Raw genomic sequence first — 24210 nt, forward strand, 5'->3', positions numbered from 1 at the left:
GATCCGACCTTCAGTGAAGGTCGGATTTCTTGCGGTATTCCTGGATCTGCGTGGTGCGCAGTCCGGCAAGCCCGTGCTGGTCGATGGACATCTGCCAGGAGACGAACTCCTCGACGGTCAACGTGTACCGCGAGCAGGCTTCATCGAGACTGAGGAGGCCACCGCGCACGGCGGCAACGACCTCGGCCTTGCGGCGGATGACCCAACGTCTGGTGTTGGATGGCGGCAGGTCGGCAATCGTCAACGGGCTGCCGTCGGGGCCAATGACGTACTTAACGCGTGGTCTAACCTGATCGGTCATTGTACTCTCTACAACACTCAAGACCTAATCGAGCCCCAACCTAGAACGCCGCTCCTAAAAAATCCGTCAAGCGTCGCGTAAGGTTTCGATAACAGTTTGAAGCAATTGGCCAACTGCCTGCGAATCCCGGCTTTTTCGCCCTGACGGCGTGGAAAGTGGCCTCCGAAAATCCGCATTTCGCCGCCGCAAGCCCCGATCGGCGCCCCGCGGAGGCGGAAAATGACGGTCGCGACGAAATTTTTTGCGCCTCGCGAGTCGGGTTCGCCGTCATGCTGCCGCCACAGGGATTTTGCATTCGGACCCCGCCTGCGGGTAGAAGCGGGCATTCCCGTACCCACATCCCGTCCATTCGAACACGCTGCCGGAGTGGCCGATGTCGAACAGTCTCGATCTGCCGAAGCCACCCGCCGACACGCGCGTCGTCGTCGCCATGTCGGGCGGGGTCGATTCCTCCGTAGTGGCCGCGATCCTCAAGGAGGAGGGCTACGACGTCGTCGGCATCACGCTGCAGCTCTACGATGCGGGCGAGGGGGCACGGCGCGCCGGCTCGTGCTGCGCCGGCCAGGACATCCACGATGCCCGCCGCGTCGCCGAGACGCTGGGCATCCACCATTACGTGCTCGACTACGAGGACCGGTTCCGCAAGGCGGTGATCGATCCGTTCGCCGCCAGCTATCTCGCCGGCGAGACGCCGATCCCGTGCGTCGCCTGCAACCAGACGGTCAAGTTCCGCGACCTGCTGGCGACGGCGCAGGATCTGGGCGCCGACGCGCTGGCGACCGGCCATTATATCGAGAGCCGCCAGAACGGCGCCCATCGCAGCCTGTACCGGCCGGCCGATCTCGACCGCGACCAGAGCTATTTTCTCTATGGCACCACCCAGGAGCAGCTCGACTTCCTGCGTTTTCCGCTGGGCGGGCTGACCAAGCCGCAGACGCGTGAGCTGGCCGAGCGCCACGGCCTCGTCGTCGCCGCCAAGCCCGACAGCCAGGACATCTGCTTCGTGGCCAAGGGCCGCTACAGCGACGTCATCCGCAAGCTGCGGCCGGAAGCCAGCGAGCCCGGCGACATCGTCCATCTGGACGGGCGGCATCTGGGCCGTCACGCGGGCATCGTGCACTACACGATCGGCCAGCGCCGGGGGCTCGGCATCGCCGCGGCCGACCCGCTCTATGTGGTGGCGCTGGACCCGGCGACGGCGCAGGTCGTCGTCGGCCCGCGCGAGGCGCTGGCAACGCGCCGCCTGACCCTGCGCGACGTCAACTGGCTGGGCCGCACCGATCCGGCGGAGATGGCAGCGGCTGACGAGGAGATCTACGTGCGGGTGCGCTCGACCCGGCCGCCGGCACCGGCGCGCATCCATGTCGAGAACGGCGTCTGGACGGTGGAGCTGGCCTCGGGCGAGGACGGCGTCGCGCCGGGGCAGGCCTGCGTCTTCTATCGCGGCGAGGGCGTCGGCGCCGAAGTGCTGGGCGGCGGCGTGATCAGCGAGACCGACCGGCCGCAGAGGGCGCAGCGCGCCGCGCCGGTGCTGGCCGCCGAATAGGCGCGATCAGGCGGGAAGCAGGCAGGCGGGCGCTCAGGCGGACGGGGGACCGGCAGGGTTTCCCATCCGCCTTCTTCATCATCAGCCGGGCGTGCGCGCCAGTGGCGAGGCGAGGGACAGGATCCGCACCGTCTCGACGGCTTCGTCGGCGCCGGTCTCGGGCTCGGCCCGCGTGCCGATGCACTCGATGAAATGCCGCAATTCCCGATCCAGCGGCATGCCCGGCTCGGTCTCCAGATATTGCGCCGGGGCGTTCTCGAAGGCGAAGGCATTGTCCGTGCGCCACACGGTGTGGGCGTAGAAGGCGAGCTTTTCGCCTTCCGGCGCCAGATCGTCGAAGGTCAGCATGCCCTTGGTGCCGATCACCGAGAAGCGCCGGTCGCGATAGGGCGAGACCCGCGAGACGTGGATTTCGGCGCCGACGCCGCCGGGAAAGTCCATGACGATGTCGGCAATGTCGGTCTCGTCGCTGAGGACGGTGCGGCGGCGGCAGGCGACATCGACCGGATGGGCGCCGGCCAGATGCAGCACCATCGACAGATCGTGCGGGGCGAGGTCCCAGACCACATCCATGCCGAGGAAGCGGCCGAGGCCCATGCGGGTGGAGATCATGTGGCGCAGGGTGCCGATGCGCCCCGCCGCGACCTCGTCGCAGAGCGCCCGGAACACCGGATTGAAGCGCAGGACATGGCCGACCATCAACAGCCGTCCGGCCTCGCGGGCGGCCGCGGCGGTGCGTTCGGCATCGGCCGGGTCGAGGGCGATCGGCTTTTCGATCAAAACGTCCTTGCCGGCGGCAAAGGCGGCGCGGGCGGTGACGCCATGCACAGAGGCCGGCAGCGCCAGGACGAGGGCGTCGATGTCCGGGGAGGCGATGGCGGCCTCGGGCGCGAGCGCGGGAACGCCGTATTGCTCGCTGAAGGCTGCGGCGCGGTCCGGATTGCGGTCGGCGACGGCGGCCAGGGCCCCGATCTCGGCCAGGGTGCGGATATGATTCTGGCCCCATTGCCCGCATCCGACGACGGCGATTCTTGGCGACATGGCATGGACCTCAGCTGACATGGCTTCGACCTAGCGAAGCGGCGGACGCCTCGCAAGTCGGGCATGGCAAAGCGCGGCGCAGGGCGCGCAGACCCGCGGCCCTAGGGGCCGAGCGCCAGCGCATCGCGGCTTCCTGGGCGAAAGCTCAGCGAAGGCATTGACAGGCGTCCGCGCCCTCTCCTATATCCGCCCTCGTTCCGAGCGGTCGTTGCGACGATCCGCTCCGTGGCGGGGTAGCTCAGCTGGTTAGAGCAGCGGAATCATAATCCGCGTGTCGGGGGTTCAAGTCCCTCTCCCGCTACCATTCATCCTGCATCTACGGTTTCGACATCCGGTTCCGGGCAGCGGCGATCTGCGCCGATCCGGTCGGGCGGCAGAACACCTTCGGGTAGTCGCCGCCCTTGAGCAGCCGTGAGCGTGCTGCCGAGAGCATGCCCTCGCGCATGCAGTCGGCGAGGCCGGTGCTGGGTTGCGAGAGGGTGAACCAGTGCAATGCGGAGGTTCGCTGGCATTCGCCCACCGGTGTGGAACTCAGGAAAATCGCGATTGCTGCAATGAAATTCATGACGGTGCCCCTTTGCGTAGGGCGGATGCCCTAACGGGACATGTGTCGAATAATTCGGGTGCCTGAGCATCCCCCAATCAGGGGATGGGGCGAGATGTCAGCATGAGCCAACGTGGCCCGGAGGCGGCGGTGTCGCGACCTCTCGTCCGAGGGCGTTCGATCCGGGCGGATACGCGCCGAACCGGCATGGGGCTCTCGTGACGACCGGGTGCCCGGGCCTGCCAAGACAGTAGCGGCGCCGTCGGCACGTCCGGCCCACAGCTCGGAGGGCGCGCGTAGTGGCACGCCCTCCGTTTCGCTTTTCTTTCGTTTATCCGGACCCTCGACCTCCGCCGGTCACTCTGCCGGGACGGCGGAGGATGGCGGCGGGGCGTCGGGTTCGCCGGCGGAGGGGAGCTCGGCATAGGCGTCGTGGGCTTCGGTGCCCATGTTGTGCTCGGCCTCGGCATCGCTGCGGAAGCGCTGGCGGTGGCGGTGGACCATCAGGTCGTCCCAGCGCAGGGCGCGCATCAGGCCCCAGGCGATCAGGCACAGCACCACGGCGAAGGGGAAGCCGGCGATGACGGCCGCCGCCTGCAGGGCGCCGAGGCCGCCGGCGAGGAGCAGCACCGAGGCGACCGCGCCCTCCGAGACCGCCCAGAAGATGCGCTGGATCTTCGGCGGGTTGGGATCGCCGCCGGCGGTCAGCATGTCGATGACGAAGCTGCCCGAATCGGAGGAGGTCACGAACCACATGACGATCAAGACGGTGGCGAAGAGGGACGCGACGCCGGAATAGGGGAAGTAGCCGAGGAGCACGAACATGGTGTTCGCGTAATTCTCCCGGGTCGCCTCGATCAGCGCCGGATCGCCGGTGAGCGAGATCGAGATGGCGGTGCCGCCGAAGGCGGTGAACCAGAAGAACATGATCGTGCAGGGCAGGAGCATGACGCCGACGATGAACTCGCGGACCGTGCGGCCCCGGCTGATGCGCGCGACGAAGACGCCGACGAAGGGCGCCCAGCTGATCCACCAGGCCCAGTAGAAGATGGTCCAGCTGTTCTGCCAGTCGCCGGCCTCGTTGCCGGCGCGCCAGCTCTCGCTCCAGGTGCCGAGCGGGATCAGGCGGCTGATGTAGTAGCCGTAATTGCCGACGAAGCTGTCGAAGATGAACAGGGTCGGCCCGACGATCACCATGAAGGCGAGGAAGAGCAGCGTCAGGACGATGTTGATGTTGGACAGGCGCTTGATGCCGCCGTCGAGGCCCGCGACCACGGAGATGGTGGCCATGGCGGTGATCGCCGCGATGATCGCGATCTGGACGCTGACATGCTCGGGCACGCCGAAGAGCTGGGTGAGGCCGGTATTGACCTGGATGGCGCCGAGGCCGAGCGAGGTGACGATGCCGAACATCGTGCCGAAGACGGCGATGATGTCGACGAGGTCGCCCCAGCGGCCGTAGATCCGGTCGCCGATCAGCGGGAACAGAGCCGAGCGGATCGCCAGCGGCAGGCCCTTGCGGAAGTGGAAATAGGCCAGCGCCAGCGCGACGACCGCGTAGATCGCCCAGGCGTGGAAACCCCAGTGCATGAAGCTGATGGCCATCGCCTCCTGGGCGGCGGCGACGGTTTCCGGCTCGGCGTTCGGCGGAGCGAAGAAATGGTACATCGGCTCGGCGACGCCCCAGTAGATGAGGCCGATGCCGATGCCGGCGCTGAACAGCATGGAGGTCCAGGAGAACAGCGAATATTCGGGGCTTTCGTCCGAGCGCCCGAGCCGGACGTCGCCGAAGGGGCCGAGCGCCAGGAAGACCACGAAGACGAGGAGGGCGTTGACGAGGACGATCATCGCCCAGCCGAGATAGCCGGTCAGCCAGCCCTGGACGCCGGTGAAGACGGTATTGGCGAAATCGCTGAAGATCGCGCCGAAGACGATGAAGGCGACGATCAGCAGGGCGGAGACGAGGAAGACCGGGCGATTGACCTTCGGGAAAATCCAGAGGCGTTCCTGGGGTCGCATGCCAGCCATGGTCGATCGAGCTCCGTTTCGCGTCGTTGGTCAGCTACTTATGGGGCGGTCCGGCGGAAAGTCACGCAATGGGCGCTTCGAAAGGTGGCCGCACTCCAGCCGGCACGGGCGGGGTTTGGCGTGACGCGGGGCGGCCGTGCGGCGGCCTGTGCGTGGCGGATCGCCCCGGCGTCGGCGGCGAGCGCAAGGTGGAATCGCGCAGGGAGCGTGCGGGTCAGGCGGGCGACGGGACGCGATCGTTTTGGGCGGTGGCGAGGCCGGTGTCCGCATAGGGGGCCCAGTGGGCGACGGATTCGGCGAGGGCCGCCACGGCCTGGCGATCGGCGGGCTCGCGCTCGCGGAAGGCGAGTTCGAGGCAGTAAAGGCCATGAACGCCTCGTCTGCCCGGGGGCCGCCTCCGGTTTCTGCAGCGACATGAAAATCTATGCACATGACGCAATATTTTGCAATTCTGTGGGCGCGCCTCTAGGATTCTGTGCAGTCGGCGGCAGGCGCCGGGAGCGAGGCTTGCCGTGCGTGCGGCGGCGGTGGATAGCTCCCGCGACGCTGCGCGATCGGTGAATTGGCGTGCGGCGATGTCCGCGGAACCGGGAGATTGCCGTGCCGAACGAGGCGCCCCATCGCCATGACGAATACGGGGAAGCCGGTCTCGCGGCGCGGGCGGCGTGGCTGTATTTTTCCGGCGGGATGACCCAGGGCCAGATCGCCAAGCGGCTCGGCGTCACCAGCATCAAGGCGCATCGGCTGATCGCCCGCGCCAATCGCGACGGGCTTGTGCGGGTCTTCGTCGATGCGGAAGTCGCCGAATGCCTCGAGCTCGAGGAGACGATCCGCCAGCGCTTCGGGCTCGAATTCTGCAGCGTGGCGCCGGATCTCGGCGAGGAGACGGCGCTGCCGCTGCGGGTGCTGGGGATCGCCGGCGCGAACTTCCTGAAGAACGAGATCGAGCGCGGCGAACACGCGCTGATCGGCGTCGGCCATGGCCGTACCCTGGCGGCGGCCGTCGATGCCATGCCGGCGGTGGCGACCGGACGCACGCGCTTCGTCTCGGTGCTCGGCGGTTTCACCCGGCGCTTTGCCGCCAATCCCTACGACGTGATCCACCGGCTGGCGGAAAAGACCGGCGCGGAGGCTTTCCAGATCCCGCTGCCGACCTTCGCCAACACGGCCGAGGACAAGGCGGTGCTGCTGAGCCAGCCGGGCGTCGGCGAAGTCTTCGACCTCGCCTGCTCGGCGCCGCTGGTCTTTGCCGGCATCGGCGACGTGACCGAGGACGCGTTCCTGTTCACCGCCAGCCTGGTGGGCTCCGACGAGATCGGCGAGATTCGCGCGGGCAAGGCGGTCGGCGAATTGCTCGGCCATTATTTCAACGCGGCGGGGCAGCCGGTGGCGGAGGCCGTCAGCGCCCGGGCGCTGTCGCCGACGCTGGACCATCTGCGGGCCTCGCGGGTCGTGGCGCTGGCGGGCGGAGCCGACAAGGTGTCGCCGATCCTGGCGCTGCTGCGCAGCGAATTCCTGGACGGGCTGGTAACAGACGAGGTGACGGCCCGGGCGATCCTGGCGGAGAACGCCGCCGGGTGAGGGGCGGTTAGCGCGCGTCTGGGCCGGGCGGGAGCATGGGCCCGGTTCCGGTGCCGGGGCGAATGACAATCGAGAGGGAGGGGGCAATGCGCGACAGCGAACGGGCGGTGCGGCAGCAAATCATCGATCTGTGCCTGGAGATGAACCGCAACGGGATCAATCAGGGCACGTCGGGCAACATCTCGGCGCGACACGGCGATGCGATGCTGCTGACGCCGAGCGCGACGCCCTACGAGGCGCTGACGCCGGAGATGATCGTCTCGGTGCCGCTGGAGGGGGACGGATCGGACTGGTCGGGGCCGCTGAAGCCGTCGACCGAATGGCGCTTTCACCGCGATATCCTGCGCGCGCGGCCGGACGCCGGCGCGGTCGTTCATGCCCATCCCATCTTCGCCACGACGCTGGCGATGACCCGCCGCGCGATCCCCGCCTGCCACTACATGGTCGCCGTGTTCGGCGGCACCGACGTGAAATGCTCGGGCTATGCGCGCTACGGCACGGAAGCGCTGTCCCGCGAAGCGCTGGCGGCGCTGGACGGGCGGACGGGGTGCCTGCTCGCCAATCACGGCGCCATCACCATCGGCAGCGATCTCGACAAGGCGATGTGGCGGATGGTCGAGCTGGAGACGCTGGCCCAGCAATATCACCACAGCCTGCTGCTACCGGGTGGTCCGGTGATCCTGAGCGATGCCGAGATCGCCGAGGTGCTGGAGGGGTTCGGCAGCTACGGCCTGCAATCGCGCGACGCCGTCGCCAACTGAGACGCGCGTATCGCCGAGCTGATAGAGGCGCGTCGCTATCGACGGCTCACCATTGCAGGCTGGCGAGATGATGGTCGACGGTGACGCCTTCCTCCGCGATCCGGCCGGCGACCGTCTCGTCGCCGGCGCCGGCGAGGATGCCGGTGCGTACCAATGCCTTGGCTGCCCCGAAGGACGCGGCGCCGGCCATGTCGTGGTCGATGCTGTCGCCGACGCAGAGGATGCGCGACGGCGGGACGTCGGCGATCAGCGCATGGGCCGCGGCATAGATCTCGCCATAGGGCTTGCCGACAAAGGTCACTTCGCCGCCGAGCGCCGCATAGAGGTCGGCGATCGCGCCAGCGGCCGGCACGAGGCCCTGCGGCGTCAGCATCTCGCGGTCGGGATTGGTGCAGATGCAGGGCACGCCGCGGCGCGCGGCGGGGCGCATGCGGTCCTCATACTCGGCCATGGCGATGCGGTCGGCCTGGCTGCCGGCGATCACGACCAGATCGGCGTCCTCGGCCGGCTCGACGGCGCGGCAGCCGAGCCGGTCGGACAGATTGGTGTCGCCGGGGCTCGACAGGGTCAGGCAGCGTGTCTCGCGGTCCCGCGGCAGCGGGATGGTGCCGTCTTCGCACAGACCGATGGCGACGTCGCCGGAGGTGACGCAGGCGAGATAGAGGCTGCGCGCGATGCCGAGACGGGCGAGGCGGTCCTCGTTGAACGCCGCCGGCCGGCCGGAATTGGTGACGAACAGCACCGGTTTGCCGAGGCCGGCCAGCGCCGCGACCGCCTCGGGCGCGCCGGGATAGGCCGCGGTGCCGTCATGGACGACGCCGAACTGGTCGAGGAAGAAGGCGTCGTAGCGTTCGGCGATGTCGCGAAGTCTGTCGAACTGCATGGCGTGACCGGTCATGGGAAGTCGTTCCTGCCGAGGGCGAGACGCGCCGTGCCCGCCGCCGCATCCGATGCCCGCGCCGGCAGGAAGGGCACGCCCAGCATGGCCCGGCGGATCTGAGTCCAAGCCGTGTTGACGGCGCCGCCGCCGACCGTGCGGACACTGCGAAGCGGCGAGGCGCCGAGTGCGTCGAGTTTGCGATACCCCATCGTCTCGATCCGCGCGATGCCTTCGAGGAGCCCCTGCAGGAAAATCGTATCCTCCGCCGGGCGCGGTGTCAGGCGCGGCTGCGGGATGGCGTTGGGGCTGTGCGGTCGATGCAATGGCGGATCGGCAGGGCGGCACCCGGCGTCCGGCGGGACGGAGCGGTGGTCAAACGAGGCGGCGCAGCCGTGGCGATCATGTTTCGCTCCCCCATGTGGCGGTCCGGCCTGTGCGGCTCTTTTCAGCACGCGTAAAAATTTTTACCTTCTGATGCGCCTGTCAAATGACGCTACGGCAGGTTTCTGTATATGAGGTGCCGAAACCCGGCCGAATCATCGCAGGCGCCTGGTTCTTTTGGGTCGTGACGGGCCGATGCGGCCGGTTTGCCGGGCGTATCCCTCAAACGGGGGATGCGGAGACGGGCGGCCGGCGGGACCATGGGAACAATGCGGGCCAGTGCCCGCGCACCGAAGGGCACGATCATGCATCAGGCTGTCGCGGGTGCCACCGTTTCGAGCCGCAGTTCCGCAGGAAGGCGTCGGCGCATTCCCGTCCTCGAAGGGGCGCGGTGCGTGCAGGAGATGGCGGGTGTCGGGCGATGATGGACGGGGCCGGCAGTTTCGGCGGCAGGATGTCCGGCCTGGAGGCGCTGGTGCTGGTCGACGACCCGCTGGTGGCCGCGTTCATCGAGGACGTCCTCCTCGGCCGGGAGATCCTGACGGATTGCATCAGCCTGCCGGCGAAGCTCGGCTACCTTCTGCGCCGCCACTACGACGTGGCCGTGGTCGGCGTCGATGCCCGCTGCCGCTATCTGCCGATGGTGCTCGCGGTGCTCAAGCGCCGGCGGATCCCGACGCTGCTGTTCTCGGCCAGCGGTGACCTCGGGACCTTCGCCGACGAGTACCCCTATATCGCGACTGTCCGCTACGATCCGGAGACGCCGGATTTCCTCGGCGACTACGTGCTGCGGGTGGTCGAGCGCGAGGGACATGCGTGAGGCGAAACATGCAGGCGATGCATCCCGCTTGCACGCAGAGGATGTAATTCGTAGCGTCTGATGGCTTGTGAGCCATCGGACGGAGCGGAGCATGCCACGCGGCGAGACGGACCTTGTCGACAGGATCTACGAGGCTGCCTTCGTCGGCGAGTTCTGGCCGGCCATTCTCCACGACGTCGCCGAAGAGGTGGGAAGCTGCGGTGGCGCGCTGCTCGACCTTCATCCGGACGGCATGCGCTGGGTCGGTTCGAAGATGATGTCCGACCTGCTCGCCGACTTCGCGGCGCTCGGCCGCCCCGAGATGGATATGCGGACGCCGCACGGACTGACGTCCACCCATCCGGGTTTCATCACCGAGCTCGACGTGATGACGCGCGAGCACCTCGACACCCAGCCCATGTATACGGAGTTCCTGCGGCCCCGAGGCTATGGGTGGTGCGCCGGGACGGGCGTGAAGGTGCCGACCGGCGACAAGCTGCTCTACACCTTCGAGCGCCGCTATGACGACGGCCCCTTCGACCGTGCCGCCGTGGACAAGCTCGACGCGCTGCGGCCGCATCTGGCGCGGGCGGCCGTCCTGTCCGGACGGCTGGAGCTGGAGCGGGCGCATGCGGCGACGGAAATGCTCGGTCTCGTCGGCCTGCCGGGGGCGGTGCTGTCGCTGTCGCACCGCATCGCCGCGGCGAACCGGCTGTTCGAGGCGCTGATCCCGGACGTGATCCGCGACGGCAGCAAGCGCGTCGCCTTCAGCGATCCGGGCGCCGATGCGCTGCTGGCAGACGTCCTGTCGGAAGGCCGGGCGAGGTCGATGCGCTCGATCCCGCTGGCGGCGCGCGAAGGGCATCCGCCGATGATCGCCCATCTGGTGCCGGTGCGGCTGGCGGCGCGGGACATCTTCTTCTCGGCCTCGGCGGTTCTACTGATCACGCCGGTGACGCGCCGCGAGGTGCCGTCGGCGGACATCATCGAAGGGCTGTTCGACCTGACGCCGGCCGAATCCCGCGTCGCGCGCGGCATCGCCAGGGGCGGCACCATCCAGACGCTGGCCGGGATTTCCGGCAATTCGCCGGAGACCGTCCGCTCACAGCTGAAGGCGGTGTTCATGAAGACCGGCCTGTCCCGGCAGGCCGAACTCGTCAGCCTGCTGGCCGGGCTGCATGTTCCGGGGCCGGACCCGGCAGCGGCCGGCAAGGCCGACGCGGATTGATGCTGGTCGCCGCCGCAAAGGGGGCTGAGAAAGCGCCCACGGCTGCGCGCGGCAGGGTCAGCCCGCCGAGGACCGGTCAGCCGGCGAAATCGTGCCACTCCTTTGCCTGGGCGAGGGCGGCGTCGCGCAGCCAGGCGATGTCGCTGCCGGAGGCAACGGCGGCGTAGCCCTCGCCGAGGAGCTGCTGCCAGCTGCGACCCTGGCGCGGGACGGTGGCCAACGGCTTGCCGGCGCGGCGCACGGCCGCTTCGGCCTCGGCAATCAGCCGCTCGACCTCGGGGGCGCCGGTCTGGTCGGGCATACCGGCGCTTCCAGAGAGATCGGCGGGGCCGATGAACACCATGTCGACGCCGGGCACCGAGGCGATCGCCTCGGCATTGGCGACGGCCTCGACGGTCTCGATCTGCGGGATGACCATCAGCTGCTCATGGGCGGTGGCGACATAGTCCGGCACCAGGCCGTAGCGCGAGCCGCGCACGACGGCAGCGGCGTTGCCGCGCTGGCCGAAGGGTGTGTAGAGGCAGGCGTCGACGACGCTCTGCGCCTCGGCGGCGGAATTGACCATGGGCACCAGCACGGCCTCGGCGCCGGCATCGACGATGCGCTTCAGATAGGCGGGATCGGCGGCCGGCACGCGGATGATGGCGGTGGTCGGCGTGCCATTGAGTGCGCGCATCATGTCGATCGCCGACTGGATATCGCCGGTGCCGTGCTCCTGGTCGATGATGACGAAGTCGAAGCCGACGAGCCCGACGATCTCGGCCGTGGTCGCATTGGCGCTTTGCAGCCAGACGCCGAAGGATTTCTCGCCCGCCGCCACGCGGGTCTTCAGCCGATTCTCGCGAGCGGTCACGGGATGCGCCATGGGTCTTCCAATCCGTCAGGTTGCCTGATGAAGTGATAGGCGGGAAAGTTGCGGGACGAAAGCGTCTCGCCGGTTCTTTTCTTCCGGGCAGAGGACCATAAGGGGTGAGGCGGCGGGAGCGCGAGGAGGCGGTGCCGCTTGCGGGACGGTGGCGCGCCCGCCAGTTTCGGCATGTCGCCGCATCGGCGCAATTGAGGGGGAGGCGGCCATGCAGGCCTGGCAGATCGATGAATTCGGACCGGCGGACAGCCTGATGCTGCGCGAGGTGCCCGATCCGGCGCCGGGGCCGGGCGAGGTGCTGGTGACGGTCGCGGCGGCGAGCGTCAATCCGGCCGATGCCAAGCTGCGGGCCGGCCGCTCGCCGGGGGCGGATGCCATCCGCTTTCCGCTGACGCTCGGCCGGGATTTCTCCGGCACGGTTGCAAGACTCGGCGAGGGCGTGACCGATGTCGCGGTGGGCGATGCGGTGTTCGGGGTGCTCGACCGCGGCCACGAGGGCGCCTGCGCCGGCAAGGTCGCGGTCTCCGCCGGGCTCGTTGCGCGCAAGCCGGAGGCGCTGTCCCATGTCGAGGCGGCGGCGCTGGCGCTGACCGGGCTGACGGCGCTGGTGGCGCTGGAGGACGTGGCGCAGCTCGCGCGCGGCCAGCGTATCCTGATCCATGGCGGGGCCGGCGGCGTCGGCAGCTTCGCCGTGCAATATGCCCGCCATGTCGGCGCGGAGGTGTTCGTGACGGCCAGTGCGCGCAACCAAGACTATCTGCGCGATCTCGGCGCCGACAGCGTCATCGACTACACGGCCACGTCCTTCGAGGAGGCGGTGGCCGATTGCGACGTGGTGTTCGACACGATCGGCGGCGAGGTGCATCGTCGCTCGCTGAAGGTGCTGAAGCCCGGCGGCCTGCTGGTGCACATTGCGCTGGGGCCGGCCGACATGGCGACGCCCGAAAACATCCGGATCGTGCGGCCGCATGTCGGGCGCGACCGGGCGCATCTGACGCGGATCCTCGACCTCGTCGCCTCGGGTGCTGTGCGGCCGCCGGAGATCGCGACCATGGCGTTCGCGGATCTGCCGGCGGCGCATGAGCGGATCGAGACCGGCCATGTGCGCGGCAAGATCGTGCTCAGCCCGGTGCCGTAAGCGGCGACAGCGGGGCAAAGAGCAACGGGAGAGCTGCGCGAGGGCGACCGGAAACCAGGGAGAGAGCCGATGAGCGAGGAACTGCGCCGCCGGATGGTGGAGGACCAGCTCGTCCGCCACGGCATCTCGGACCGCCGCGTGCTCGACGCCATGGGACGGGTGCCGCGCGCGGCCTTCGTGCCGGAGGCGCTGGTGTCGTCCGCCTATGTGGACGGGCCGCTGTCCATCGGCGGCGGGCAGACGATCTCGCAGCCCTATATCGTCGCGCGGATGCTGGAAGCGGCGGCGATCGCGCCGGGGGACCGGGTGCTCGATGTCGGCACCGGCTCGGGCTATGCCGCGGCGGTCGCGGCCGAGATGGGGGCGACCATCGTCTCGATCGAGCGCGATGCGGCGCTGGGCGAAGCGGCGCGCGAGCGGCTGCAGGCGCTCGGCTACGATGTCGCGGTGACCATCGGGGACGGCACGCAAGGGCTGGAGAGCGCCGCTCCCTTCGACGCGATCCTGGTGGCCGCGGCCGCGCCGGCGGTTCCCGAGGCGCTGCGCGCGCAACTGGCGATGGGCGGGCGGCTGGTGATCCCGGTCGGCCGGACGCGGCAGGGCCAGGAACTGCGCCGGATCACCCGGCGCTCGGCCACGGAATTCGACGAGACCGTGCTCGAGATGGTCGCCTTCGTGCCGCTGATCGGCCGCGAAGGCTGGCCGGACGCTTCGGGCGGCGCCGGAGACTGACGGGCGCGGAGTGGCGCCGCCGGCAGGTGCGGCTCCGGTGTCGGCGGGACGGGGCGCCTAGTCGGCGAGGAAGCGGGCGTAGCTCGCCACGTCGACATTGCCGCCGCTGACAATGACGCCGACGCGCTGGCCTTCGCAGGGCACCGCGCCGGTAAAGGCGGCGGCAGCGGCCAGGCAGCCGGTCGGCTCGACCACCATCTTCATGCGCTCGGCGAAGAAGCGCATGGCGTCGACCAGCGCCGCGTCGGGCACGGTGACGATCGAATCCACCCGGTCGCGGATGATCGGGAAGGTGAGGTCGCCGAGATGGGTGGTCAGAGCGCCGTCGGCGATGGAGCGCGGCACGTCGATGCGCACGACCTCGCCCTTGGCCAGGGACTGGCGGCCGTCGTCTCCGGCTTCCGGCTCGACGCCGATGACGCGGCAGCCGGGCGACAGTTCGCTTGCGGCCAGCGCCGATCCGGCAAGGAGGCCGCCGCCGCCGAGGCAGACCAGCAGGATGTCGAGCGGGCCGGTCTCGGCGAAGAGTTCGGCCGCCGCGGTGCCCTGTCCGGCGATGATGTCGCGATGGTCGTAGGGCGGGATCAGCGTCAGGCCGCGATCCGTCGCGACGGTGTTGGCCAGCGCCTCGCGGTCCTCGCTGTAGCGGTCGTAGGTGATGACGTCAGCGCCGTAGCCGCGGGTGGCCGCGACCTTCATGGCCGGGGCGTCGGCCGGCATCAGGATCGTCGCCGGCACGTTCTCGATGCGGCTGGCCAGCGCGATCGCCTGGGCGTGGTTGCCGGAGGAATAGGCCATGACGCCGCGGCGGCGCGCATCCTCGGGCAGGGCGGCGATGGCGTTGCAGGCGCCGCGGAACTTGAAGGCGCCGGCGCGCTGCAGGTTCTCGCATTTGAAGTGAAGCGTCGCGCCCGCCCGCGCGTCGGCAAAGCGCGAGGTCAGCACCGGCGTGCGGTGGGCGATGCCGGCGATGCGCTCGCGCGCGGCGGCGACATCGGCGAAGGTCGGAAGCCGGGTGCCGGAAGACGATCCGGCGTTTGCGATTGCGGTCATCGTAGGCGCCTCATCTGGAACGGCGCGGCTGCACCCCCGCGCCCCTGCGCCGTGTTCAACGTGAGCGATGGGGCGATGTAAAGGGGCGCCGCCCCGAGGCGGCGAGGCGTAGGTGTCGCGACGCCCGAAGGGCTACCAGCGCAGGAGCCGCCAGCCCAGCAGCGCGCCGGCGGCGACCAGCGCCGAGGCGGCCAGCGGATACCAGACGGCGACGAAGAGCGGCGAATCGTCGGTGCATTGCGCCGCATAGAAGATGGCGGCGACGGCGGCCGCTGCGAGGCCGGCAAGCCCCCCGGCGAGGGCCGGTCGGGTCGGCGCCTGCCGGCGCAGGGCCCACAGGAAGACGATCAGCGCCGGGGCGCCCATGGAGGGGATGGCGGTCAGGCACATCAGCGCGTTGGAGCCGACGAGATAGGCCATCCATGTGTCCGACGGCAGGGCGATCAGCTCGGCAAGGACGGCGGCGAGCATCACCCCGGCCGGCAGCGCCAGCCACCACAGCCGACGCAGCGGCTCGCCAGGATGCGAGAAGGCCCGCATCGTGACGATGGCGGTGACGGCAAGCAGTCCGGTGACGACGAATTTGAAGTCGAAGCGGATCGTCTGCAGCGCGCCGGCGAAATCCGGTCGGACGCCGATGGCGGTGAAGAAGACGAGGCCGGCGAGCGCCGCGGCGACGAGGGCGAGCAGCAGCCAGGACGGGCCTGTCTCCGGCGCGGTGCGCCGGCGGTCGGCGACCAGCGTGTCGATGAGGGTGTCGGTCTGCATGGCGTCAGGTCCGTCCGAATCTGGCGGCGATCGCGGCGAGGCCCCGATGGAACGCAACCCGCACGGCGCCCTCGGTAACGCCGAGGCGACTGGCGGTCTCGGTGATGGAATGGCCATGGACGGACAGGGAGGCGACGACCTCCCGCTGGCGGCCGGCGAGCGACAGGAGCGCGCGGGAGATGTCGTGGGCCTTGGCGTTGGGCATGGTGGCGGGATCGTCCAGCGTGTCGGTGAAGTCGGCAATGTCGAGATTGATGCGCCGGCCCTCGCGGCGATAGGCGTCGATCGCCTTGTGGCGGGCGATGGCGAAGAGCCACGGCTTCACGGGCTCGCCTTCGCGCCACGTATGTCGTTTCAGATGCACCGCCATCAAGATCTCCTGGACCAGATCCTCCGGATCGAAGCCGCCGGCATGCACCGGCGCCCTGGCGCGGGCAAAGCCGCGCAGAAGGCCCGCGACCTCCTGCAGGAAATCACGATAGGCGCCGTCGTCGCCGGCGTTGGCCGCCATCAAGAGGGATTCCAGTCGTCCGGGCCGGACGGGCGAGGCAGGCTTCATGTCTGGTCCTTCGCGCGCAGTGCCTTGGATGTTTCGCAGCATGGCGAATTTTTCCGCCGGCAGGGCGCAACACGGTTCACATGATGGTGATGGTCGAGAAGGCGTAACGAACCGGGAGGCGGCCCCGAAGACAGGGAGGCGGGACCGGCAACGGTGTCGCCCGATCAAAGGTCTCGAAGGAGGATTCCATGGACCGTCGCTCTCTCAATCTCGCACTGGCGGGCTCGCTCGCCGCCGCCCTGACCGCCTCGGCGCTGCCGGCTTCGGCGCAGGACAGCAAGGATACGGTGAAGTGCTACGGCGTGGCGCTGGCCGGCCAGAACGACTGCGCCGCCGGCCCCGGCACGACCTGCGCCGGCACGTCCAGCGTCGACTACCAGGGCAATGCCTGGAAGGCGGTGCCGGCCGGGACCTGCGAAACCATGGAGGTGCCGGGCGACCGCATGGGCTCGACCGAGCCGCTGACCCGCGACGTGCCGAGCTGACACGGCCCTGACCGGAAGGCCCGGCTGGCAAGCCGGGCCTTCCCCCGACGTTGGCTTCCGGGAGGCTGCCCCCATGTCGTCACATCGCAAGACCGCCGTATCGATGGCGGACACATCGCCCTTGCCCGCTGCCGCAGGGCTGGGCCTGAAGCTCGAACATGCCGCCGAGATCCTTGAGACGGACCCGGCGGTCGGCTTCTTCGAGGTTCATGCCGAGAACTACATGGGCGACGGCGGTCCGCCGCACCGCTATCTCACGGCGATCGCCGCCCGCTATCCGCTGTCGCTGCACGGCGTCGGCCTGTCGATCGGCGGCGAGGGCGCCCTCGACCGGGCGCATCTGGCGCGGCTGAAGGCCCTGATCGACCGCTATCGCCCGGCGAGTTTTTCCGAGCACCTGGCCTGGTCGACCCATGAAAGCGCGTTCTTCAACGATCTCCTGCCGCTGCCCTATACGCCGGCGACGCTGGAGCGGGTGGTGGCGCATGTCGCCGAGACGCAGGAGACCCTCGGCGTGCGGATGCTGCTGGAGAACCCCTCGACCTATCTCCTGTTCGCCGAATCCAGCATCGACGAGATCGACTTCCTGACGGCGATATCCGAGCGCACCGGCTGCGGCCTGCTGCTGGACGTCAACAACGTCATGGTGTCGGCGGTCAATCACGGGCTCGACCCCTTTGCCTATATCGACCGGTTTCCGCTGGAGCGCGTCGGGGAGATCCATCTGGCCGGCTATGACGAGACGGTGGACGATGCCGGCGAGCGGCTGCTGATCGACGCGCACAACGCGCCGGTGCTGCCCGACGTCTTCGCGCTCTACCGCCATACCTTGCGAAAGAGCGGCCCGCTGCCGACGCTGGTGGAATGGGACAATGACGTGCCGCCCTTCGCGGCGCTGATGGACGAGGTCGTGCGTGTGGAGGGCGCCCTGGCCGAGGCGCGGCAGGCGGATCGCCGTATCCGGTCGGCGGCATGAGCGCCGCGGCCGGCACCGCGCCGACGCTCGGCGCGCAGCGCTTCATCGCCGCCCTGACCGCGGCGGAGGCGCAGATGCCAACGGGGCTGACGACGCATCGCGGCACGCGCGACGCCCGCCGCTTCGCGGTCTATCGCAACAATATCCATGTCGGGCTGGTCGGTGCGCTGGAAAAGGCGTTTCCGGTGGTCCGGCAACTGGTCGGCGACGCCTTCTTCCAGATCATGGCGCGCGCCTATGTCGCCACCGAGAAGCCTGCCTCGCCGGTGATGCTCGAATACGGCCATGGATTTGCGGACTTCGTCGCCGGTTTCGCGCCGGCCGGGAGGCTGCCCTATCTCGCCGATGTCGCCCGGCTGGAGGTCGCGCTGACGCAGGCCTATCACGCGGCGGAAGGCGAGGCGCTGGACCGGGCCGGCCTTGCCGGGTTCGACCCGTCGCGGCTCGACGCCATGACGCTGGCGCTGCATCCGGCCGTGCGGCTGGTGCGCTCGGCGTATCCCGTGGGCACGATCTGGTCGCACCATCAGCAGCAGCCGGTGCGCCCGGTCGAACACTGGCAGGCTGAGGCGGTGCTCGTGACGCGACCGGGTGCGGAATTGCGCTCCACCATCCTGCCGCCTTGCGACGTGCCCTTCGTGGCGGCGCTGATCAATGGTGCCAGTCTGGCGGAGGCGGCCGGGGCGGCTGTCGACGCGGACCAGACCTTCGCCTTCGGCGAGGCGCTGATCGCGTTCATCGATCTGGGGGCCGTGACCGGCTTTCGCGACAGGGAGACAGGGGATGCGTGAGTTGCTGATCCGTGCAGAGGCGGCGCTGGGCGCTGTTCCGGCGGCCCTGCCGCTGCTGGCCCTGCGGGTTGCGCTGGCGGTGCCGTTCTACAGATCGGGCCTGACCAAGTGGGATGGCTTCCTGCAGCTGTCGGGCGGCGCCCGCTATCTGTTCACGCAGGAGTTCAAGCTGCATATCCTGGGTGCCGAATACGCCTATCCGGCGCCGATCCTGAGCGCGCATCTGGCGGGCATCGCAGAGATCGTGCTGCCGATCCTCCTGGTGCTGGGGCTGGGTACGCGCTTCGCCGCGCTCGCGCTCCTGGTGATGACGGCGGTGATCCAGATCACCGTGCCGGAGGGCTGGGCGAATTTTCATCTGCCCTGGGCGGCGATGGCGCTGACGCTGATGTGTTTCGGCGGAGGCCGGCTGGCGCTGGACAGTCTGATCTTCGGCGACGCGTCGCGCGCCCGGCCGCGGGGGATGCCGTCCGTCTAGGGCGGGCTGATCCGGCGACCGAACACGAAAAAGCCGCCAGGGACATTGCCCGGCGGCTCCGCGTTGTCTCTGAGAGACAATGTGCGGGCCTCACTCTTCGACTCGCCAGTACATCCGTGGTCGGACGAAGAGCAGAAGACCCTGGGCGCATCGACCTGACAAGTCAGGGACGCGTTGCACCACACACAGATGGGTACGCCCTGAAGCTTGTGCAAGGCTGACGTCGTGGTTTGTGCGGCGTGTGGGGTGGTGGGGCGCGGCGCTCTTCCTTGCACGCCGTCATCCTCGGGCTTGACCCGAGGACCCATTCCTCTGCGGTGGCGGTATTGCTCCGTGGGAGGAAGGGCGTTCTGTTGCGTGGCGGCGGTTGGGGCGGCTTGGCATGGGTCCTCGGGTCGGAGCCCGAGGATGACGCCGAGTGGGGAGTGGAGTGCGTTTTCTGCGGGCGGCGGGGGTGACGCGATGCTGCGGCGGCGGTCGATGTCGTTGTCCTGCCCGGGGGCGACGCATGAGGCGATGCCGTGGGCTTGCCAACGGGCGGGGCGGCGCAAGCCTGTCGCCCACCAGCGCTGGAGCCGTCGTTGGCCTCTCCATCTGAGGCGCAAACACCTAAGCCGTCATCCTCGGGCTTGACCCGAGGACCCATTCCTCTGCGTTGCCGCTGTCGTTTCGGGCGAGGAGGGGCGCGGTCCGCGACGTGGCGGCGGTGGGGATGGCTTGGCATGGGTCCTCGGGTCGGAGCCCGAGGATGACGCCGAGTGGGGAGGTGGGGTGTGTTGTTTGCGGATGGCGGGGGTGACGCCGACGCGGCGGTGGCGGTCGATGTCGTTGTCTTGCCGGGGCGACGCATGGGGCGATGCCGTGGGCTAGCTCGCGGGCGGGGCGGGCATGCGCTGACGTTCACCAGCGCCGCAGCCGTCATCGACCTGTCAGGCGAGGACGCAAACATCTACGCCGTCCTCGGGCTTGACCCGAGGACCCATTCCTCTGTGGTGCAGGTGTCTTTTCGGGGGAGGAGGGGCGCGGTCTGCGGCGTGGGATGGCTTGGCATGGGTCCTCGGGTCGGGGCCCGAGGATGACGCCGAGTGGGGATGTGGGGAGCGTTTTCTGCGCAGGTCGGGGTGACGCCGATGCTGCGGCGGCGGTCGATGTCGCTTTCCTGCCGGGGACGACGCATGCGGCGCTGCTGCGGTTTGTCACGTGGCGGGCAAGCGCTGAGGCTCACCAGCGCCGCCCGTCATCCGCCCCTCAGGCGCGGGCGCAAACATCTGCGCCATCCCCTCGAATTCTATCCGTCGCGGGCATGGTGTAAGGGTGGGCGCAGACAAGCCGACGCCGTGGCAAATATTGACATAAGGATATGTTTATGTGATTTGCCGCGGAGCGACAAGGAAACGGTGAAGCCATGACAGAGACGTCCGACAAGCTTTTCGGGGCGATGACCGAAGGCCGTTCGCCGGCAGAGGCGTCCGCGGCGCTGCGCAAGGCGGTTTCCGAGCGTATTCTGGTGCTCGACGGCGCCATGGGCACCGAAATCCAGCTTCTGGGCCTCGGCGAGGACGATTTCCGCGGGCATCGCTTCGGCGCCTGCGAATGCCACCTGCAGGGCAACAACGATCTCCTGAACCTGACGCAGCCGCAGGCGATCGAGGACATCCACTATGCCTATGCCATCGCTGGCGCGGATATCCTGGAAACCAACACCTTCTCCTCCACCACGATCGCCCAGGCCGATTACCAGATGGAGGACCAGGTCTACGAGCTGAACCGCGACGGCGCGCGGCTGGCCCGGCGCGCCTGCATCCGCGCCGAGGAGAAGGACGGCAAGCGCCGCTTCGTCGCCGGCGCGCTCGGACCGACGAACCGCACCGCCTCGATCTCGCCGGACGTCAACAATCCCGGCTACCGCGCCGTGACCTTCGACGATCTGCGCATCGCCTATGGCGAGCAGCTGCGCGGTCTGATCGACGGCGGCTCCGACCTGATTCTGATCGAGACGATCTTCGACACGCTGAACGCCAAGGCGGCGATCTTCGCCTGCGAGGAGATCTTCGCGGAAAAGGGCGTGACGCTGCCGATCATGATCTCCGGCACGATCACCGACCTGTCCGGCCGCACGCTGTCGGGCCAGACGCCGACGGCATTCTGGCACTCGGTGCGGCACGGCCGGCCCTTCACCATCGGCCTCAACTGCGCCCTCGGCGCCGCGGCGATGCGCGACCATCTGGCGGAAATCTCGAACGTCGCGGACACCTTCGTCTGCGCCTATCCGAATGCCGGCCTGCCGAACGAATTCGGCGAATACGACCAGAGCCCGGAGCAGATGGCCAAGGAGGTCGAGATCTTCTGCGAGGAAGGGCTCGTCAACGTCCTGGGCGGCTGCTGCGGCTCGACGCCGGACCACATCAAGGCTGTGGCCGAGACGGCGGCGCGCTACAAGCCGCGCAAGGTGCCGACCATCGCGCCGCTGATGCGCCTGTCGGGCCTGGAGCCGTTCACGCTGACCAAGGAGATTCCCTTCGTCAATGTCGGCGAGCGGACCAACGTCACCGGCTCGGCCCGCTTCCGCAAGATGATCGAGGCGAACGACCTGCCAGCCGCCCTCGACGTGGCGCGCAGCCAGGTGGAGAACGGCGCCCAGATCATCGACGTCAACATGGACGAGGGGTTGATCGACTCCAAGCAGATGATGATCGACTACCTGAACCTGATCGCGGCGGAGCCCGACATCGCCAAGGTTCCGGTGATGATCGACTCTTCCAAGTTCGACGTGATCGAGGCCGGTCTGAAATGCGTGCAGGGCAAGGCGCTGGTCAACTCGATCTCCATGAAGGAGGGCGAGGAGAGCTTCCTGAAGCAGGCGCGCCTGGTGCGCAGCTACGGCGCCGCCGTGGTGGTCATGGCCTTCGACGAGCAGGGCCAGGCCGACACGCTGGAGCGCAAGGTCGCGATCTGCACGCGCGCCTACAAGCTTTTGACCGAAGAGGCCGGCTTCCCGCCGGAGGACATCGTCTTCGATCCGAACGTCTTCGCGATCGCCACCGGCATCGAGGAGCATAACGGCTACGGCGTCGCCTTCATCGAGGCGACCCGCCAGATCCGCCAGAACCTGCCGGGCGCCCACATCTCCGGCGGCGTGTCGAACCTGTCCTTCTCGTTCCGCGGCAACGAGGCCGTGCGCGAGGCGATGCACGCGGTGTTCCTCTACCACGCCATCCAGGCGGGCATGGACATGGGCATCGTCAATGCCGGCCAGCTGGCGGTCTACGAGTCGATCGATCCGGAACTGCGCGAGGCCTGCGAGGACGTGGTTCTCGACCGCAAGCGGGCCGACGGCGGCGACCCGACCGAGCGGCTCTTGGAACTGGCCGAGCGCTGGCGCGGCGCCGGCGGCAAGGAGGCCAAGGCCAAGGATCTGACCTGGCGCGAGAAGAGCGTCCAGGACCGCATCGCCCATGCGCTGGTCAACGGCATCACCGAATATATCGTCGAGGACACCGAAGAGGCGCGGCTGGAGGCGGACCGCCCGCTGCACGTCATCGAGGGGCCGCTGATGGACGGCATGAACATCGTCGGCGACCTGTTCGGCGCCGGTAAGATGTTTCTGCCGCAGGTGGTCAAGTCGGCCCGGGTGATGAAGCAGGCCGTGGCGCATCTGCTCCCCTACATGGAGGAGGAGAAGCGGCTGAACGGCACCGACGAGCGCTCGAACGCCGGCAAGGTGCTGATGGCGACCGTGAAGGGCGACGTCCACGACATCGGCAAGAACATCGTCGGCGTGGTCCTGGCCTGCAACAATTACGAGGTCATCGATCTCGGCGTGATGGTGCCGGCCGCCAAGATCCTGGAGACGGCGCGGCGGGAAAAGGTCGACGTCATCGGCCTGTCCGGCCTGATCACGCCGTCGCTCGACGAGATGGTGCATGTCGCCGCCGAGATGGAGCGCGAGGGCTTCGACATCCCGCTGCTGATCGGCGGGGCGACGACCAGCAAGGTGCATACGGCGGTGAAGATCGACCCCGGCTACAACCGGGGCCAGACGGTCTACGTCACCGATGCCTCGCGCGCGGTCGGCGTGGTCTCGCACCTGCTCTCCGAGGAGACCCGCGGCTCCTACATCGAGGGCGTGAAGGCCGACTATCAGAAGGTTGCCGAGGCGCATCGCAAGGGCGAACGCGACAAGAAGCGGCTGCCGCTGGCCAAGGCCCGCGCCAACGCGCAGGTCAGCGACTGGGCGGCCTACGAGCCGGTCAAGCCGGCGATCACCGGCACCCGGGTCTTTACGGACTGGGACCTGGAGGAGCTGTCGCGCTACATCGACTGGACGCCGTTCTTCCAGACCTGGGAGATGAAGGGCCGCTATCCGGGCATCCTGGAGGACGAGAAGCAGGGCGAGGCGGCGCGGTCGCTGTTCAACGACGCGCAGGCCATGCTCAAGCAGATCATCGCCGAGAAGTGGTTCCAGCCGCGGGCCGTGATCGGCTTCTGGCCGGCCAATTCGGTGGGCGACGACATTCGCTTGTTCACCGGCGACGACCGCAAGGAAGAGCTGGCGACGCTCTACACGCTGCGCCAGCAGCTGACCAAGCGCGGCGACCGGCCGAACGTGGCGATGGCCGACTTCGTCGCGCCGCTGGACAGCGGCAAGGCGGATTATGTCGGCGGCTTCGTGGTCACCGCCGGGATCGAGGAGGAGGCGATCGCCAATCGCTTCGCCAAGGCCAATGACGACTACTCGTCGATCATGGTCAAGGCGCTTGCCGACCGATTCGCCGAGGCTTTTGCCGAGCGGATGCACGAGAAGGTGCGGCGGGAATTCTGGGGCTATGCGCCGGACGAGACCTTCACGCCGGAAGATTTGATCAGCGAGGATTATGCCGGCATCCGGCCGGCGCCGGGCTACCCGGCCCAGCCGGACCACACCGAGAAGACGACGCTGTTCGAACTGCTCGACGCGGAGGCCACGACCGGCGTGAAACTGACCGAGAGCTACGCCATGTGGCCGGGCTCGTCGGTGTCCGGCCTCTATATCGGACACCCGGACTCCTATTATTTCGGGGTTGCGAAGATCGAGCGGGACCAGGTCGAGGATTATGCCGCGCGCAAGGGCATGCCCGTCGCCGAGGTCGAGCGGTGGCTGGCGCCGATCCTCAACTACATTCCGACGGCGGCCGCCGAGACGCCCGCACAGGCGGCGGAATAGGGCGCAAGGCGCGGCGCTTGCGGCGCCGAAACGGGACGAAACGGAGCCGCGCGGATGCGCGGTTCCCGCTTC

At 68.7% G+C, this 24210-nt stretch carries 22 protein-coding genes and 1 tRNA gene; 13 read left to right on the forward strand and 10 right to left on the reverse strand.

Annotated elements, in window-relative coordinates; translation table 11 throughout:
- Positions 1–10: 10 nt before the first annotated feature.
- Positions 11–301, reverse strand: a complete 291-nt coding sequence (sciP, locus tag N7I30_RS10580; RefSeq protein WP_024348827.1) for a CtrA inhibitor SciP — start codon at positions 299–301, stop codon at positions 11–13.
- Between the two features lie 373 nt (positions 302–674).
- Between sciP and mnmA the strand changes: the two genes are divergently transcribed.
- The gene (gene mnmA, locus N7I30_RS10585) at positions 675–1847 is read left to right on the forward strand and encodes a tRNA 2-thiouridine(34) synthase MnmA (RefSeq protein ID WP_498638677.1); all 1173 of its coding nucleotides are present in this window, start codon (positions 675–677) and stop codon (positions 1845–1847) included.
- 81 nt (positions 1848–1928) lie between these two features.
- Here the strand turns inward: mnmA and N7I30_RS10590 are convergent, their stop codons facing one another.
- Positions 1929–2888: a Gfo/Idh/MocA family protein gene (locus tag N7I30_RS10590; protein ID WP_370197094.1), complete on the reverse strand. Its 960-nt coding sequence runs from the start codon at positions 2886–2888 to the stop codon at positions 1929–1931.
- A gap of 227 nt (positions 2889–3115) precedes the next feature.
- On the opposite strand from N7I30_RS10590, the gene N7I30_RS10595 reads away from it, so the two are divergent.
- Positions 3116–3192: transfer RNA gene (locus N7I30_RS10595), tRNA-Met, on the forward strand.
- 12 nt (positions 3193–3204) lie between these two features.
- Here the strand turns inward: N7I30_RS10595 and N7I30_RS10600 are convergent.
- Positions 3205–3453 carry a hypothetical protein gene (locus N7I30_RS10600; protein WP_498638678.1) on the reverse strand — a complete coding sequence of 83 codons (249 nt, stop codon included), beginning with the start codon at positions 3451–3453 and terminating at the stop codon, positions 3205–3207.
- Between the two features lie 336 nt (positions 3454–3789).
- Positions 3790–5460, reverse strand: a complete 1671-nt coding sequence (locus tag N7I30_RS10605; protein WP_188077535.1) for a BCCT family transporter — start codon at positions 5458–5460, stop codon at positions 3790–3792.
- Positions 5461–6147: 687 nt separating this feature from the next.
- Between N7I30_RS10605 and N7I30_RS10610 the strand changes: the two genes are divergently transcribed.
- Positions 6148–7041, forward strand: coding sequence for a sugar-binding transcriptional regulator (locus tag N7I30_RS10610; RefSeq protein ID WP_475363813.1), 894 nt, complete (start codon positions 6148–6150; stop codon positions 7039–7041).
- An 86-nt stretch (positions 7042–7127) separates the two neighbouring features.
- Positions 7128–7802 carry a class II aldolase/adducin family protein gene (locus N7I30_RS10615; protein WP_498638680.1) on the forward strand — a complete coding sequence of 225 codons (675 nt, stop codon included), beginning with the start codon at positions 7128–7130 and terminating at the stop codon, positions 7800–7802.
- A 46-nt stretch (positions 7803–7848) separates the two neighbouring features.
- On the opposite strand, the gene N7I30_RS10620 is transcribed toward N7I30_RS10615, so the two are convergent.
- Positions 7849–8700 carry a TIGR01459 family HAD-type hydrolase gene (locus N7I30_RS10620; RefSeq protein WP_498638682.1) on the reverse strand — a complete coding sequence of 284 codons (852 nt, stop codon included), beginning with the start codon at positions 8698–8700 and terminating at the stop codon, positions 7849–7851.
- The gene (locus tag N7I30_RS10625) at positions 8697–9134 is read right to left on the reverse strand and encodes an FGGY-family carbohydrate kinase (protein WP_498638684.1); all 438 of its coding nucleotides are present in this window, start codon (positions 9132–9134) and stop codon (positions 8697–8699) included. Before N7I30_RS10625 ends, N7I30_RS10620 begins: the two co-directional genes overlap by 4 nt.
- A gap of 350 nt (positions 9135–9484) precedes the next feature.
- On the opposite strand from N7I30_RS10625, the gene N7I30_RS10630 reads away from it, so the two are divergent.
- Together N7I30_RS10630 and N7I30_RS10635 are read left to right on the forward strand one after the other, a co-directional pair.
- On the forward strand, positions 9485–9883 hold the full coding sequence (locus N7I30_RS10630; protein ID WP_498638687.1) for an ANTAR domain-containing protein: 399 nt from the start codon (positions 9485–9487) through the stop codon (positions 9881–9883).
- A gap of 91 nt (positions 9884–9974) precedes the next feature.
- Entirely contained in the window at positions 9975–11090 is a 1116-nt protein-coding gene (locus N7I30_RS10635; RefSeq protein ID WP_498638689.1) for a helix-turn-helix transcriptional regulator, read from the forward strand.
- Positions 11091–11166: 76 nt separating this feature from the next.
- Here the strand turns inward: N7I30_RS10635 and N7I30_RS10640 are convergent, their stop codons facing one another.
- The gene (locus N7I30_RS10640; protein WP_498638691.1) at positions 11167–11955 is read right to left on the reverse strand and encodes an HpcH/HpaI aldolase family protein; all 789 of its coding nucleotides are present in this window, start codon (positions 11953–11955) and stop codon (positions 11167–11169) included.
- Positions 11956–12163: 208 nt separating this feature from the next.
- Between N7I30_RS10640 and N7I30_RS10645 the strand changes: the two genes are divergently transcribed.
- Both N7I30_RS10645 and N7I30_RS10650 read left to right on the forward strand, forming a co-directional pair.
- Positions 12164–13093 carry an NADP-dependent oxidoreductase gene (locus N7I30_RS10645; protein ID WP_498638693.1) on the forward strand — a complete coding sequence of 310 codons (930 nt, stop codon included), beginning with the start codon at positions 12164–12166 and terminating at the stop codon, positions 13091–13093.
- A gap of 69 nt (positions 13094–13162) precedes the next feature.
- Entirely contained in the window at positions 13163–13825 is a 663-nt protein-coding gene (locus tag N7I30_RS10650) for a protein-L-isoaspartate(D-aspartate) O-methyltransferase (protein WP_498638695.1), read from the forward strand.
- 57 nt (positions 13826–13882) lie between these two features.
- Here the strand turns inward: N7I30_RS10650 and N7I30_RS10655 are convergent, their stop codons facing one another.
- From N7I30_RS10655 to N7I30_RS10665, 3 genes are all read right to left on the reverse strand, one after another.
- Positions 13883–14878: a threo-3-hydroxy-L-aspartate ammonia-lyase gene (locus N7I30_RS10655; RefSeq protein WP_498638697.1), complete on the reverse strand. Its 996-nt coding sequence runs from the start codon at positions 14876–14878 to the stop codon at positions 13883–13885.
- A 132-nt stretch (positions 14879–15010) separates the two neighbouring features.
- On the reverse strand, positions 15011–15646 hold the full coding sequence (locus tag N7I30_RS10660; RefSeq protein ID WP_228238975.1) for an NrsF family protein: 636 nt from the start codon (positions 15644–15646) through the stop codon (positions 15011–15013).
- Positions 15647–15650: 4 nt separating this feature from the next.
- The gene (locus N7I30_RS10665) at positions 15651–16205 is read right to left on the reverse strand and encodes a sigma-70 family RNA polymerase sigma factor (protein WP_228238971.1); all 555 of its coding nucleotides are present in this window, start codon (positions 16203–16205) and stop codon (positions 15651–15653) included.
- A gap of 188 nt (positions 16206–16393) precedes the next feature.
- Here N7I30_RS10665 and N7I30_RS10670 point away from each other — a divergent pair, with 188 nt between their 5' ends.
- The 5 genes from N7I30_RS10670 to metH all read left to right on the forward strand — a co-directional run bounded on the left by N7I30_RS10670 (position 16394) and on the right by metH (position 24138).
- Positions 16394–16690 (forward strand): BufA1 family periplasmic bufferin-type metallophore, encoded by a 297-nt coding sequence (locus N7I30_RS10670; RefSeq protein ID WP_228238967.1) that lies wholly within the window; start codon positions 16394–16396, stop codon positions 16688–16690.
- A 73-nt stretch (positions 16691–16763) separates the two neighbouring features.
- Positions 16764–17666: an MNIO family bufferin maturase gene (gene bufB, locus N7I30_RS10675; protein WP_498638700.1), complete on the forward strand. Its 903-nt coding sequence runs from the start codon at positions 16764–16766 to the stop codon at positions 17664–17666.
- Positions 17663–18457: an HvfC/BufC family peptide modification chaperone gene (locus tag N7I30_RS10680; protein WP_498638703.1), complete on the forward strand. Its 795-nt coding sequence runs from the start codon at positions 17663–17665 to the stop codon at positions 18455–18457. Before bufB ends, N7I30_RS10680 begins: the two co-directional genes overlap by 4 nt.
- Positions 18450–18935, forward strand: a complete 486-nt coding sequence (locus N7I30_RS10685; RefSeq protein WP_498638705.1) for a DoxX family protein — start codon at positions 18450–18452, stop codon at positions 18933–18935. Before N7I30_RS10680 ends, N7I30_RS10685 begins: the two co-directional genes overlap by 8 nt.
- Before the next feature lie 1405 nt (positions 18936–20340).
- Positions 20341–24138 carry a methionine synthase gene (metH, locus tag N7I30_RS10690; protein ID WP_498638707.1) on the forward strand — a complete coding sequence of 1266 codons (3798 nt, stop codon included), beginning with the start codon at positions 20341–20343 and terminating at the stop codon, positions 24136–24138.
- Positions 24139–24210 lie beyond the last annotated feature (72 nt).

Source organism: Aurantimonas litoralis (genome assembly GCF_026153195.1).
Taxonomy (GTDB): Bacteria; Pseudomonadota; Alphaproteobacteria; order Rhizobiales; family Rhizobiaceae; genus Aurantimonas; species Aurantimonas coralicida.

Bases quoted from the DNA above. Each gene is read 5' to 3' on its own strand.
- sciP (WP_024348827.1), bottom strand. From the start codon at position 301: ATGACCGATCAGGTTAGACCACGCGTTAAGTACGTCATTGGCCCCGAC.
- mnmA (WP_498638677.1), top strand. From the start codon at position 675: ATGTCGAACAGTCTCGATCTGCCGAAGCCACCCGCCGACACGCGCGTC.
- N7I30_RS10590 (WP_370197094.1), bottom strand. From the start codon at position 2,888: ATGTCGCCAAGAATCGCCGTCGTCGGATGCGGGCAATGGGGCCAGAAT.
- N7I30_RS10600 (WP_498638678.1), bottom strand. From the start codon at position 3,453: ATGAATTTCATTGCAGCAATCGCGATTTTCCTGAGTTCCACACCGGTG.
- N7I30_RS10605 (WP_188077535.1), bottom strand. From the start codon at position 5,460: ATGGCTGGCATGCGACCCCAGGAACGCCTCTGGATTTTCCCGAAGGTC.
- N7I30_RS10610 (WP_475363813.1), top strand. From the start codon at position 6,148: ATGACCCAGGGCCAGATCGCCAAGCGGCTCGGCGTCACCAGCATCAAG.
- N7I30_RS10615 (WP_498638680.1), top strand. From the start codon at position 7,128: ATGCGCGACAGCGAACGGGCGGTGCGGCAGCAAATCATCGATCTGTGC.
- N7I30_RS10620 (WP_498638682.1), bottom strand. From the start codon at position 8,700: ATGACCGGTCACGCCATGCAGTTCGACAGACTTCGCGACATCGCCGAA.
- N7I30_RS10630 (WP_498638687.1), top strand. From the start codon at position 9,485: ATGATGGACGGGGCCGGCAGTTTCGGCGGCAGGATGTCCGGCCTGGAG.
- N7I30_RS10635 (WP_498638689.1), top strand. From the start codon at position 9,975: ATGCCACGCGGCGAGACGGACCTTGTCGACAGGATCTACGAGGCTGCC.
- N7I30_RS10640 (WP_498638691.1), bottom strand. From the start codon at position 11,955: ATGGCGCATCCCGTGACCGCTCGCGAGAATCGGCTGAAGACCCGCGTG.
- N7I30_RS10645 (WP_498638693.1), top strand. From the start codon at position 12,164: ATGCAGGCCTGGCAGATCGATGAATTCGGACCGGCGGACAGCCTGATG.
- N7I30_RS10650 (WP_498638695.1), top strand. From the start codon at position 13,163: ATGAGCGAGGAACTGCGCCGCCGGATGGTGGAGGACCAGCTCGTCCGC.
- N7I30_RS10655 (WP_498638697.1), bottom strand. From the start codon at position 14,878: ATGACCGCAATCGCAAACGCCGGATCGTCTTCCGGCACCCGGCTTCCG.
- N7I30_RS10660 (WP_228238975.1), bottom strand. From the start codon at position 15,646: ATGCAGACCGACACCCTCATCGACACGCTGGTCGCCGACCGCCGGCGC.
- N7I30_RS10665 (WP_228238971.1), bottom strand. From the start codon at position 16,205: ATGAAGCCTGCCTCGCCCGTCCGGCCCGGACGACTGGAATCCCTCTTG.
- N7I30_RS10670 (WP_228238967.1), top strand. From the start codon at position 16,394: ATGGACCGTCGCTCTCTCAATCTCGCACTGGCGGGCTCGCTCGCCGCC.
- bufB (WP_498638700.1), top strand. From the start codon at position 16,764: ATGTCGTCACATCGCAAGACCGCCGTATCGATGGCGGACACATCGCCC.
- N7I30_RS10680 (WP_498638703.1), top strand. From the start codon at position 17,663: ATGAGCGCCGCGGCCGGCACCGCGCCGACGCTCGGCGCGCAGCGCTTC.
- N7I30_RS10685 (WP_498638705.1), top strand. From the start codon at position 18,450: ATGCGTGAGTTGCTGATCCGTGCAGAGGCGGCGCTGGGCGCTGTTCCG.
- metH (WP_498638707.1), top strand. From the start codon at position 20,341: ATGACAGAGACGTCCGACAAGCTTTTCGGGGCGATGACCGAAGGCCGT.